Below are 14,241 nucleotides of genomic sequence, written 5' to 3' on the forward strand. Positions count from 1 at the left end.
CTACGGAAGCAAACCGCAATTGGTTTGTTTTGTGCTCCACGTAGGAAGTCCTACGAAAGCTCTTACGCAATCGTCACGGCACAATGTTTCACTGCGTTCTGGCCCGGCAGGGTGGTGTAAACGCCCGTGCTCTGGCCCGGCGTGCCGGTGGCATAGACTCTGTAATAGTAGTCGTTGCCGATCTTCGCCACGAACTGCGTCTTGAGCACTTCGCCATTGCCGACCGTGAAGCTCGGCACCATGTTGTTGCCGTTGACAACCGTCATCTTGAAGCAGTATGCGCTGCCTCCCTTCAAGGTGAAGTTCACCGTCGTGTCGGAAACCACATACGCCTTCTGTCTGGCCACGCCCTGGGCTGCGGATACAACGCCCGCTGCGCCATATGCGTTGCCAACATTGGCAGACGTGCTGCCCTTGCCGCTGTTGCCCGTGCCCGGCTTCTCCGCCTTGACCAGGTTATTCGCGGCAACTTCCAGGTTGGTATATGCCTTTGCGACCGCCTGCTCGTCTGCATTCGCATCCGCGGCAACCGTCTTCGCAACGCTCAATGCCGCCTTAAAGGCCGCCACGCTGCGGTCGGTGTAGCCGTCCAGGTCCTTCCGCTCCATCTCGGCGATCAGCTTGTTCAGCTCATCCTTGTTCGGGATCTTCCGCAGGGCTGCCATTGCATTGGACAGCTCCACTGCCTTTGCATCCACGTCGGCCTGGCCGGCGTCTGCGTTCAGAAGCAGTTCTTCCGCCTCTGCCAGCACCGTCTTGAAGGCCGCCATGGCTTCGTCGTCGATGTAGAGGTTCAGGTCAAGGCCGTTCGCCTCGTTCACCGTGTTCTGGAGGATGGACATATCCGCACGCATTTCCAGCTTGTCGATCGCTGCCTGCAAGTTGTCATATGCCTCGTCCACGTCCGCCTTCAGCGGGTTCTCCTCGGCATAGACGTCCTTCGCCGCGTTGAGCGCTTCCTCGAAGCCCTCGGTCGTGCCCGGCTTGAACTCGTCCAGGCGCTCCGCCAGCTGTTCCGCGATGTTGATCAGCGGCAGCAGGATCTCCTTGTCGCCCGCTTCGAATTCCAAGAGGTGCATCGCATCCAGCAGGTCGCTCCACGCCTTGTTGACCTCTTCCTGGTTGGCGTTCGCATCGTCATAAACGGTCTGTGCATTCTCCAGGGCGTTTTCGAAGAATTCCTTCGCCTGCGGCACCAGGCCGTCGATCACGTCCTGCGGCACGGCGTTGGCCTGCTCCAGGACAGCTCCCAGGATGCTCTTATCCACGCTTGTGAACGTGAAGCGCAGGGTCGTGCCCTCGTTCGGCATGGTGAAGGTGTACGTGCAGCCGTCCGCTGCAAACTCGATGTCCTCGCCGTCGAGCTGCGCTCCGGAGAACCCGTCCTTGGTCGGGGTGAAGGTGAAGGTCAGCTCTTCGCCCGGCTGTACCTTCGCGCCGTAGATCGCATCTGTGGAGATGATCTCCTCCGTTTCGCCCTCGACGCTCATCGATGCGTTGCCGCTCCACTGTACCGTCAGCAGCTGCGGTTCGGTGGGGATGGTTTCTTCCACAAAGTGGATCAAATAGGTGCGCTCGCTATCTGCAACACCCGATGCCCAGACGGTAATCTTGGCGGTTCCGGGGATCGCTTCCGCCTGTTCAATGGAGATCCGTGCATAGGATGCTTCGGCCTTCGCGCCCACGTTCGGAACGCCATTTTCGGACGATACTTCCACGGTATACTCCATCACGCTGTTGTCAAAGCCCGGCAGGGCCAGTGTGCTGTGCGGCACATCCACCCATTCCCCGTCCTTCTCATACTGAATCTTCCAGGTGTCCGGTACGATCACGCCGTCGTCCCAGGCACGGTACCAGCAAACTTCCGCCTGCTGAACTTCGATGGGGGCATCAAAACTGTACTGTACCCAGTGCTCCCCAGCGTTCGGGTAGGTCGACCAGGTGCCCTTTGGATTGCCATTCTCAGCGGAGGTTTCCCAACCTTCGCCGTCGTTGACCGCATCCAGACTGGTAGTGGTACAGGTATACGATGCGCTGACCGCTGCATCCTGTTCGGCGTAGGTTCCATCCGTCTTCTGGAGGCGGAATTCCTTCATGCCGACCGGCTTATGCCCATCCATCAGGATGCGGAAATTCTGCGCAGTCACCGGCGTAAAGTCGGTTACATTGAGCACATTGTATTCCGTTGCATACGGTTTATCTCCGTAATAGACCTCTGTGAGAGGAACATTTGTAAAGTCAACCTCGCCCCGTTCTCCCTGAAGCTTCCACTCCATGATACCGGAGGCGACATTCTTGACATCGTTCTTGATATTCAGGCGAATCTTCGTGGTGACAATGGGATCAAATTCGTAGGAATCGTATGCATTCTTTGTGAAATAATTGTATTCGCGGGCCGGCGTCACCGGGACAAATTCTTCGCCATTCCAATAGACGATTTCCAATCCATCCGGGATCTGGACGCCGCCGTTGTCGTCATACCACTTGACGTCGCATCCCCACAGGCTGACCGGCTCATCAAAGTCATACTGCACCCACGGATTGAGCGGGGTCTGGTAAGAGGTCCACCGTGCGTCTGTGCCGTCGTTCAACGCCTCGATGGTGTCGTATTGGGAGACACCGGAGGCGGAAGGCGTCGCGTAGCTTTCCAATGGGAAAACGATACGATCTTCACGCAAATAGATTGCCATAGCGCCGCTTTCACGGTTGTCCCACGCATAATAGGGCGTCATCACCAGAGGCGCATCTATATCTTCGTCGCCGATCTGCACCTTGGCGTTTGCCACAACCTGCATGGCCGGTTTCACATGGTACGGGTCTTCGCTCGGCGCCTGTGTCAAGGCAATTTCCTCTTCCGTCAAGGGCCGTACGGTTATGTTGTCGGCCTCGGCCTCCCGGTTATAGCTGCGCAAGCCAATTCTGCCTGCCTGGTGCTCCAAGTCCTTAAAGGAGCCGACCTGCTCGCCATCGACAAAGAACAGGAACGTATTTTGGTAAGCAAGCACCTTCAGGGTATAGGTCTTACCGAGTTCAATATCATAGGTCTTTTTCCCAAACCGTGTCCAGCTGCCGTTGGCTTTGCCGTACTCTGCGCCTTCCAACCCGATGCCAAAGTAGTAGCCATGGTAATTATCGGCGCCGGAGCCTTCCTGTGTAGAACGAATCAATACGCCTGCATTGCCGGAATCTACGCCATCCTGCCCCAGCGTGATTTCCGCTTCCAAAGCGAAGTCGCTCCATGCTTCGTCGCCTGCAACCAGCTTATTGTTGAGTCCCTTGGCTATGTGAACCTTTCCATCGGCGATCTCGATGTTCTCTTCATCGCCCACTTTTGTCCAGCGCGCAGAGGCAGTTTCGGCGTCTTCGAAATCTTCGCTCAAATTCGCCTCCACATAGGGCGGGTACTCAATGGGGCGGTCAAATTTTTCATCTTCCAGGTTATCTACCCACTTGGTGGTGAAGGTGGCGTCCTTCGGCAGATAGTACTGGTTGATGGCATACTCGTTGTCTACAGCTTCCGCCGCATAGACAATGGGGCCGCGCTTAATCGCGACTTTCCCCTGGTTTGCTTCCACCCGCGGATCGGAGTAGACGCGCTTTGTCTCCATCGTAAAGTTCAAATCAATCGTATCGCCGTCATTCCAGACGCGGTCCAAGACGACGTAGCCCTGTTCATCCGGTTCTGCGGAAATCTCTTCCCCATTGATCGAGAGGGTGTTTCCGTCGGTTGCCCAGGAAGGAATACGCAGGCGATAGGTGAATTCCGTCGGCTGGTCCACTTCCACGGTGATGGAGGCCGTCCCCTCCCAAGGCATATCGGTCTCTGTATGCAGGCCAATCGTATCTTCACCGAGATTGATGGATGCATTGTTGCCGATATAGAGGTTTTGGGTAATCACATCGCCCTGTTGGGTATAGATGTAGCCGCCCAAAGACTCCACTGTACGCATCAAGTTCGGCGGGCAGCATGCCGTGCCGAACCACTCTGAACGGTGCTTATTGCCGTTGCTGCTCATGGGGTTGCCATAGAAGAAGGTGTCGCCCTCAAAGTTTACACAGCTGATGATGCTGTTGTACAGGCCGCGCTCCACAATATCCGCATATTTGCTGTCCCCGAAGAGCAGGTTCATGCGCTGGTTGAACATCACGTTTGCAATGTTGGCGCAGGTTTCGCAATAGGCGGTGTCGTTGGGAAGGTCGTATGCATTTCCATATCCTTCGTTGGACGGATTGGAGCCAATTCCACCGGTGACATAGGTCTTTTTGTTTTCAATGTCATCCCACAGGGCAAGCAGCGCCTCGTCGTACCGGCCGTCCTGCTCCAAGAGGTTGATGTCCGCCATGGCGGTATACATATAGCCGGCGCGCACCGCATGGCCGACCGCTTCCCTCTGCTCCGCTACGGGCAAATGGTCTTGGTCATACTGGTTGTTGTGGTTGGTGCCATGCCGTCCTTCGTAGTCCCCGCGGGTATCCAGGAAGAATTCCGCCAATGTGATATAATTCTGCGCTTTTTCGGCGTATTCGCCGCCGATCTCGTTGCAGAGGTTTGCCAGTTTTACGAGGGCAAGCTCAATTTCCTGATGCCCCGGCACCTGCTTCCATTTTCCCTCGCCGAACAGCGAACACACATAATCCGCGTTCTTGATAGCCATATCAAACAGGCGGGTGTCCTGCCCATTTGTCGCGCGGTAATGTGCTACGGCCGCTTCATAGAAATGGCCTGCGCAATAGAGCTCATGAAGATTGAAGTCCCACCACTTGGGCGTATTTCCATTGGCTCCCAGGATGAAATACGTATCAAAATATCCGTTTTCCTCCTGTGCGTCCACGTAATAGGGGATCCATTCTTCCAGCTTGTCGCGGATATACTGCTGCCCGTCGATGATCTCCTGGTCCCCCATGGGGTCGATTTGCAGGGCATAGCACATGGATTCCAACACCTTATGGACGTCCGAATCCACATAAAACGCGCCTTGGAACGCATCGTATTCTTCCCCGCGGTGCATCTTGGCGGCATTGATGATATTGGGGATGCCACCCGTCGCCTTTTCTACATTGGCTATTCCAGTGGGAATAACCTTGCAGATGAACTGCTTTTGGCGGGCTGTCCAAAAATCATCCGTAATTTTTACGTGGGTGAAATCCACCGATTTGGCGGGTTCCTGCGGCTCTGCGTTTGCCGGCACGGCGGCAAATGCCGTAGACACGCTGGAAAACAGGATGGTTGCACTTAACAGGCACGCTGCCAGTTTCTTTTTCATAAAATCCTCCTTTTCACATGCTCCCTAAAATCTTCTGGTTACAAACGATTAGATGCCTCCTCCCCTTTGATTTTCTCTCTTACCCCAATCATAATCATAAAAAAACAGCTTGTATTTATAAAAAACAAGTAGAATTATACAATTTTTTAACATTTATGTATGAATTAGAAAAAGGAACGTTTCTCATATAAAACTTATTATAGAAATAGAAAATATCTCCTACAATACAGCTCTATGCTCTTCAATTGAGTCCATTCGAATATGGATGGAAAACACAGAAGGCCCTGTCGCGGGAAAGATTCCCGGACAGGAGCCTTGTTGTTTATCGGGAAAATCTTCCCTTTTTATTTAGATGCCCGGTCTACGATTATGCAATCGTTACCGTGCAATGGACGCGCAGCGTCTTTTCGCGCCTACGGCGGACGCGCAGCGTCTTTTCGCGCCTACGGCGGACGCGCAGCGTCTTTTCGCGCCTACGGCGGACGCACGGCGTCTTTTCGCGCCTACGGCGGACGCACGGCGTCTTTTCGCGCCTACGGCGTTCCCTACGGAAGCAAACCGCAAAGAGTTTGCTTTCCGCTCCATATTGGAAGCACTACGAAAGCACTTAGCCAATGGTCACCGCACAATGCTTGACCGCGTTCTGGCCCGGCAGGGTCGTATAAACGCCCGTGCTCTGGCCCGGCGTGCCGGTTGCATAGACTCTGTAGTAGTAGTCGTTGCCGATCTTCGCCACGAACTGCGTCTTCAGCACTTCGCCATTGCCGGCCGTGAAGCCCGGCGTCATGGCGTTGCCGTTGACCACGGTCATCTTGAAGCAGTATGCGCTGCCTCTCTTCAAGGTGAAGTTCACCGTCGTGTCGGAAACCACATACGCCTTCTGGCTGGCCACGCCCTGGGCTGCGGATACAACGCCCGCTGCGCCGTATGCGTTGCCAACATTGGCAGACGTGCTGCCCTTGCCGCTGTTGCCCATGCCCGGCTTCTCCGCCTTGACCAGGTTATTCGCGGCCTCTTCCAGGTTGGTATATGCCTTTGCAATCGCCTGGCCGTCTGCGGTCTCGTCCGCCGCAACTGCCTTCGCAACGCTCAGCGCTGCCTTAAAGGCTGCCACGCTGCGGTCGGTGTAGCCGTCCAGATCCTTCTGCTCCATCTCAGCGATCAGCTTGTTCAGCTCATCCTTGCTCGGGATCTTGCGCAGGGCTGCCATCGCTCTCGTCAGGGCCTCGGCCTTCGCATCCACGTCGGCCTGCGCTGCGTCTGCGTTCAGAAGCAGTTCCTCTGCCTCTGCCAATACCGTGGTAAAGGTATCGAACGCTTCATCCTGGATATAGTCGTCCGGGTCGAAGGTGTTCGCTTCGTCCACCAAGCTTTGCAGCTCGCTCATATCCGCACGGAAGTCCAACTTTTCAATCGCTGCTTGCAGGTTGTCATATGCCTCGTCCACGTCCGCCTTCAGCGGGTTCTCCTCGGCATAGACGTCCTTCGCCGCGTTGAGCGCTTCCTCGAAGCCCTCGGTCGTGCCCGGCTTGAACTCGTCCAGACGCTCCGCCAGCTGTTCCGCGATGTTGATCAGCGGCAGCAGGATCTCCTTATCGCCCGCTTCGAATTCCAAGAGGTGCATCGCATCCAGAAGGTCGCTCCACGCCTCGTTGACCTCTTCCTGGGTGGCATTCACGTTGCCATAAACGGTCTGTGCATTTGTCAGGGCGTTGGTGAAGATTTCCTTCGCCTCCGGCACCAGGCCGTCGATGACGTCCTGCGGCACAGCATTGGCCTGCTCCAGGACAGCTCCCAGGATGCTCTTATCCACGCTTGTGAACGTGAAGCGCAGGGTCGTGCCCTCGTTCGGCATCGTGAAGGTATACGTGCAGCCGTCCGCTGCAAACTCGATGTCCTCGCCGTTGAGCTGCGCTCCGGAGAACGCGCCCTTGGTCGGGGTGAAGGTGAAGACCAGCTCTTCGCCCGGCTGTACCTTTGCGCCGTAGATCGCATCGGAAGAAATGATCTCTTCTGCATTGCCCTCGACGCTCATCGATGCGTTGCCACCCCACTGTACCGTCAGAAGGCGATCTTCCACCGCAAGCGGATTGAGGGTAAACCAATTCAAATTTGTCCCGGAATTCTGGTAGCGGAACTCCAATGTATGCGCTCCCTCTTCCAGGAAAACCGGTTCTTCCATCACGAAGGTGTCCCAAGTTTGCCATGCGCCGGTCTGTACAGGCTGGCTGAACAGCGCGACCGGTTCATCATCCACCAGAATCTCCATCTGCGGGTCCACTTCGTTCATCGCCGCCATACGGAAGCTCAACTGGTAAGGAGCGGACTGTTCCACCTGGATCTGATAGAGCAGCCATTCCCCAGCATTGAGGGAGCCGACATTTTGGCCGCCTTCTCCGCAGTCCTCTACGTTTGCCGCTGCACTCTTCTGCGTATAGTCCTCTGCTTCGATCTGCGTCTCGCCTTCTGCTTGTACGTTCTGCCAGATGGATTCATCGATATCCTGGAGCGTGGCCGCGGCCAAAATAATGCTTCCGCCGTTGCCGCTCGTCGTATAGGATTCCTCGGTCGTAAAGCGGATAGTAATCTTGTCATCCGGGCTTGCCGCTTTGAAATTGATGTCAAATGCACGGAAGCTGTTGATATCCAAGGTATTCTGGTTCACCGTAACATTGTCGCGGAACATCACTTGGCCGTTAATCAGCAGTTCCACAATGCCCTTTGCCTTATAGCATCCTGCATAGACCTTTACCTTCTGCATGTTTTCGCTATACGGCAGATCAAATGTAAATCCATTGCCAATAAACTTGGAGACAATTGCGCCGACATTCTGCGGCTTCAAGCCCTCTGCTACGTCCGATTCCTCATAGACGTATATAAAGGGCGCGTCCCCTGTGACTTCCGTATAGCCGTCGTCCAGATGGACAAAGTTGGTGATAAACGGCTCGGCGATATTTTTCCTTGCATATTCGGTGTCTTCCTTGCTGCAGAACTGAACCCAATCCTTGGTTCCCTCTTCTGTCAGATTCAATGTTGCACGGATCGGGTAGGAAGAACCGCTCACATAGGCGTCTGTCTCCGGATTTGACGCAAGGACGGTCGCGGGCTGATCCACCTGTACCTGGGCATCGTTGTACACGGCCTGTATGGTCAGGGTGGCCTCCCGGTCCTCCATCGGATACACCGGACGATTGACCGACCCATCCGCCATGATTCCCAGACGCCCGTCCGCTGTACTGGATGTAACGGTCAGCGCGCTGCCGTAGATCGGGCCCGTCACTTGGAAATTCAGGGCGCCGCTGATATGCTCGAAATCCGGATTGCCATTGAGGAGCTCCGGCAATGCGGCCTGAATATCCGCCCTTGCGCGGTCCTCGTCCGTGGTGCCCGCCGGCTCCGGCACGACGCTGGACACCTGGCTCTTGTTGCTCTCCTCGCCATTTTGGATGGTGCTGACCGCGACATAATACCGCTGGTAGTTTTCGAGGCCGTCCACGGTGTAGGGAAGCGCGTCCACAACATAGCTCTGAGACCAATCGCCTTCGCTGGTCCCGAGATAAATCACATACTGCTCATACGCTTCATCGGGAACATCCACCGTCAACGAACCGTCGCCGCCTTCCACCTGGATGGAGGCCGGAGGCTTCGGGATCATGCGCCCGCCTCCCTCCAACACAATCCCCTTGAGGGAGATCTGCGCGTCGGAGCTGTTCGTATTGACGCGGTATTCCACATAGAGGTTTCTGCCGTCGCCCGCTGCGCGATAGGGGATTTCCAACAGATAGGTCTTTTCCGCATCTCCCGCGGCGATCTGCTGGCTGACAGACGGCTGTGATGCGTCGGAAATCCATGCGGTCAATGTCGCTGTGGCGTTCTTCACGCCAACCAAAACCTTCATCGTCCGCAAGCCGTTGTCCGCCGGGGCCATCATCATGAAGCCCTCTTCCCCATCGGCATTGCTCTCTTTCACAAGCGCCTGCGCGCCGTCAAAGCCGAGGGACTGCATAAAGGCGTCGTCCTGAACCGTCAGGTTGGAGCGATAGCCGATCGAATTGATGTTGTAAAGAAGGCCATTTTTGCTGACGCGGTTTTGAATGCCGTCGGTGATGCTGGCGTCTTCTTCCGCGGAGAATACGACGTAATCCAGCGCGTTTTGATCCAGCGCCTCTTTCGTGAGCGCCTCTTCCACGCCGGTCAGCTGCTCCGCATCCGCCATCATCATATACGGCTCTTCGTCCGCATCGCCCGTGCCGGGGATGACAAAGCTGCTCTGCCCAGCCGGTACTTCCAATGCATGGAACTCGCCGCCGTTGCGGACATTGAGCGTCAGGGGGCGTTCCGCTTCCACGGTAATTTCAACAGCCGAAGAAGCGTTCGTGCGCTCCGCAGCATGCAGCGATACGCGGTTGACATTCAGATCGTTGTCGCGCATCCAAAGGTTTTCAATCCCGTTGGCCTCGGTGAGATGGATGTCCCAATTGATGGTATCGTGAGGGCCGTCAAGCGTTACGCCTAGGATATCCTCAATCACAATTCCGATCGCCAGGCAGCCGGTCCATCCGACAAAGTTCGGGCGGCTGTTGCCGTCATCCTGTTTCGTGGTGGCGGGCCGTGTGTAATCCGGGGAATAGCATTCCCAGAACGTATGCTGGCCGTTATAGCCTTTTTCGTATACCCGGCACAGGTTATTCACATGGCGGATCGATTCCTCAAAGGCCACATCACTGTAGCCATACTCGCTCAAGCCCTTGATATACTGATAAGAGGCGGGCGCCCAGACGCTGCCATTCCAGTATTTTCCCTTCGGGCGGAAGGCCGGGTCGTCGTAGCTGGCGGTCGACAATCCGTTTGGACGGAACATCTTTTCCGAATTCAACGCATAATCTTCCACCAAGCTCTCGGCGCGCTCCGGTGTTGCAACATGTGCGGCAAGCGCCCACAGGCCCGTCGGTGTTGCAACATTGGTCTGCGTCACGCCGTCGGGGGCAAGGTTGAAATAGAACCCCAGCTCGTCCGACCAGAGCTTTTCATTGATCAACCCGGAAAGGCGCTCAAACTCCTGCCGGAAATGCTCTGCCTGCTCGGTCTCGCCGATTTCCTCGGCAATCAAGGCGAGGTAATATGCAAACTGCGCCTCTTGAATGCTCAGGTCGTTATAGGTCTGCTCGCCCTTGCCGGCGGTAGCCGTCACCCACGGCCAATCCTGGTTGGGGGTGTCGTCAAACCCGTTGGCGTCGCCGCTGGTCTTTCCATAGAGGCCGCTGGCCATCTTCTTTTCCCGGTCAATAAATTCATAATGGGCAACCAGACGCTCAAAAATGGTCTTCGGCTGCTGCCCAGGCCCTTGGATAACGGTGGTAAAACGGGACTTATCCCCATGGACCTTATACTGCTCCCACTCTGCCCAAGCCCATAGCGGCGGGTTCAAACCGGTGACATCCGCATAGTCGTAGTAGGTCGTGCCGTTGTTTTCATAGCGCTTGCGGAAAATATACCCGTCGCCGTTAAAAAGCACATCGGAGCTGCTGTAGCAGTTATCGACCACCGGGGAACCTTCGCGCACAAGGCCCACGAGACCGCCCACATAATTGCGTCCCTCTACCGAACAGTTGACGCTGTAGCAGTTGCCGACCACGCTGCCGCTTTCCAGCATACCGACCACGCCGCCGGCGACATTGTTATTCTTATTGGCCATGCCATTCGTGAGGAAATCGACGCACTTGAGCTTGGAATCCCGCACAAAGCAGTTCAGGATCGACGCATTGACTTTTGCCTGTCCTGCAATAACGCCGCTGTTCTGCTCGCAGTAGATTTCCGCATCCACAACGCCGACATTTTTCACCGTGCCGCCCTCGACAAATCCGAACAGGCCCTGTGTCATCTCATCGGTATCGATGCGCATACCGGTGACGGTATGGAAGCCGCCGTCGAAGGTCCCGCGGAACTTATGCTCTTCGCTGCCAACCGGCGTGTGGTTGTTTTCCCCGGTCAAAACCAGGTCGTTCGTCAGAAGATAGAACTTCCCTTCCGTGTCTTCTTCCCCGCTGTTGACACGGCGCGCGAGCTCTTCCAAGTCTGCCACGCTAGTGATGCGGTAGGGGTTTTCTTCGCTGCCGTCGCCTGCAAAGGATAGGGCCTCTGGTTCAGAATACGGCTCCGCAGCGAAAACGGGATAGCCGTTGTTCTCCTGGCCTTCATCCGGTTTCCACTCGACATAGGCTGTATTGCCCTGCCGGTTTTCGTTGAGCTGGTCCACAAAGGCCTGTTCTTTCATCTCCGTATCCGACAGGCCTGTTGTATCGTTTTCCGGCTTTTGCCCCACGCCATTGTTGTGATGTTTGCGTGTGTTGTCGTAGTAGCTGTTGTTGATGGAGCCGGCCCAGAACGCGCCTACGACTTCCGCCACTTCATACATTTCACTTTCGTACTGGCTATAGTAAAAATTATCCAGGGAGTTCAATGTGGGGAACTGGTTATATCCATATTTATCAAACATCATCATAAACATGGTATCCCAGGCATAGATCTCCTCATTGAACGCTTCGTCCACAAAATAGACGTCGTTGGGGTTGATGCTCGTGGAAGCTTTCTTGATGTTGTTTTTGTGGGTGTGCCATGCTTCTTCATAGAGATCCTGCCATTCCGGATGCTCCGAAAAATACACCTTTGGCAAGTCGTCCATGTCAATCTCATAGCCGCCCGCTACAATCTCCGGCTCTTCGGCCGCACCCCACGCTGTGCTGACAGGGGCCATTCCCAAAAGCATGGTTGCTGATAAGAGCAGCGCCAATATGCGATTTCGTTTTTTCATTTCGCTCCTCTCTTTCTACACATATACATCTTCCTATCCGCTAAATTTCATTTGGAACCAAAGCACCCCTCCCTCTTTATGAAGTATTTTCATTGGCAGACGTTCTATTATATGGATGATTATAATATAATTTTTTCACTATATGACAATTTTTAAGAAACAAATTAACAATTTTAAAAAAATTGAAAAATGTAAAAAGCCCCTGCGTCGGAAAACCCCGGACAGGAGCAAGCGAAAAACTTCCTAAAGGCAGGCGAACTCATTGTTCTACATTTAGATGTGAAAAAAGCAGAGAATTATAGAAAGGGCCCCAACCCTGGGAACTCCCGGGGTTGGGGCCTTGCTGTTCTCGGGAAGAAGCCTTCCCTTTTATTTTGTTGTTTCCGATCTGCCAATCAGACGCACAACATTTGTCTACGAAAGCACTTATCCAATCGTCACGGCACAGTGTTTCACTGGAGCATTGCCCGGCAGGGTGGTGTAAACGCCCGTGCTCTGGCCCGGCGTGCCGATCGCATAGACTCTGTAATAGTAGTCGTTGCCGATCTTCGCCACGAACTGCGTCTTCAGCACATCGCCGTTGCCGACCGTGAAGCTCGGCGTCATGGCGTTGCCGTTGACAACCGTCATCTTGAAGCAGTATGCGCTGCCTCTCTTCAACGTGAAGTTGACCGTCGTGTCGGAAACCACATACGCCTTCTGGCTGGTCACGCCCTGGGCTGCGGATACCACGCCCGCTGCGCCATATGCGTTGCCGATGTTGGCAGACGTGCTGCCCTTGCCGCTGTTGCCTGTGCTCGGCTTCTCCGCCTTGACCAGGTTATTCGCGGCAGCTTCCAGGTTGGTATATGCCTTTGCAACCGCCTGCTCGTCTGCATTTGCATCCGCGGCAACCGTCTTCGCAACGCTCAGCGCTGCCTTAAAGGTTGCCACGCTGCGGTCGGTGTAGCCGTCCAGATCCTTCTGCTCCATCTCGGCGATCAGCTTGTTCAGCTCATCCTTGCTCGGGATCTTGCGCAGGGCTGCCATCGCTCTCGTCAGAGCCTCGGCCTTTGCATCCACGTCGGCCTGGTCTGCATTCGCATTCGCGAGCAGTTCTTCCGCCTCTGCCAGCACGCTCTTGAAGGTATCGAACGCCTCATCCTGGATATAGTCGTCCGGGTCGAGGGTGTTCGCTTCGTCCACCAAGCTTTGCAGCTCGCTCATATCCGCACGGAATTCCAACTTTTCAATCGCTGCTTGCAGGTTGTCATATGCCTCGTCCACGTCCGCCTTCAGCGGGTTCTCCTCGGCATAGACGTCCTTCGCCGCGTTGAGCGCTTCCTCGAAGCCCTCGGTCGTGCCCGGCTTGAACTCGTCCAGACGCTCCGCCAGCTGTTCCGCGATGTTGATCAGCGGCAGCAGGACTTCTTTATCGCCCGCTTCGAATTCCAAGAGGTGCATCGCATCCAGCAGGTCGCTCCAAGCCTCGTTGACCTCTTCCTGGGTGGCATTCGTATTGTCATAAACGGTCTGCGCATTCTCCAGGGCGTTCTCGAAGAACTCCTTCGCCTCCGGCACCAGGCCGTCGATGACGTCCCGCGGCACGGCGTTGGCCTGCTCCAGGACAGCTCCCAGGATGCTCTTATCCACGCTTGTGAACGTGAAGCGCAGGGTCGTGCCCTCGTTCGGCATCGTGAAGGTGTACGTAAAGCCGTCCGCCTCAAACGGGATGTCCTCGCCGTTGAGCTGCGCTCCGGAGAACCCGTCCTTGGTCGGGGTGAAGGTGAAGACCAGCTCTTCGCCCGGCTGTACCTTCGCGCCATAGATCGCATCTGTGGAGATGATTGCCTCCGCATTGCCCTCGACGCTCATCGATGCGTTGCCGCTCCACTGTACCGTCAACAGCTGCGGTTCGGCCGTTACGCTTCCCTCACTACGGATATTTTCCAGAATCAGCTGATCCATCGCCAGGTTGTTCCGGTTGATGTTCATGTTCTGGTCGTAGTTGTTGCCGCCGTAATTGTAGCTAAATGTAATGGTGTGTTCGCCTTCGGTCAGATGCATTCTCATGCGCGGCGAACGGTAGAATACATTTTCAAATGTGATTGAGAACGACATGGTGCCGTAGTCTTCGCCGTCTACGATCACCGAACGGATCGCTGCATAGTTACCGTCTGTTGTGTT

3 protein-coding genes are annotated in these 14,241 nt (G+C 55.3%); all 3 read right to left on the reverse strand.

The window, feature by feature from the left end; all coding sequences use genetic code 11:
• Positions 1 to 62: 62 nt before the first annotated feature.
• Entirely contained in the window at positions 63 to 5,264 is a 5,202-nt protein-coding gene (locus B5F54_RS16665) for a beta-L-arabinofuranosidase domain-containing protein (protein WP_087235281.1), read from the reverse strand.
• A 607-nt stretch (positions 5,265 to 5,871) separates the two neighbouring features.
• On the reverse strand, positions 5,872 to 12,075 hold the full coding sequence (locus tag B5F54_RS16670; protein WP_087235282.1) for an MGH1-like glycoside hydrolase domain-containing protein: 6,204 nt from the start codon (positions 12,073 to 12,075) through the stop codon (positions 5,872 to 5,874).
• Positions 12,076 to 12,501: 426 nt separating this feature from the next.
• The coding region (locus B5F54_RS16675) for an FIVAR domain-containing protein (protein WP_207651982.1) at positions 12,502 to 14,241 on the reverse strand (1,740 nt) is incomplete at its 5' end.

Origin of the sequence: Anaeromassilibacillus sp. An250 (assembly GCF_002159845.1) — a bacterium.
In the GTDB taxonomy this organism is placed as follows: Bacteria; Bacillota; Clostridia; order Oscillospirales; family Acutalibacteraceae; genus Anaeromassilibacillus; species Anaeromassilibacillus stercoravium.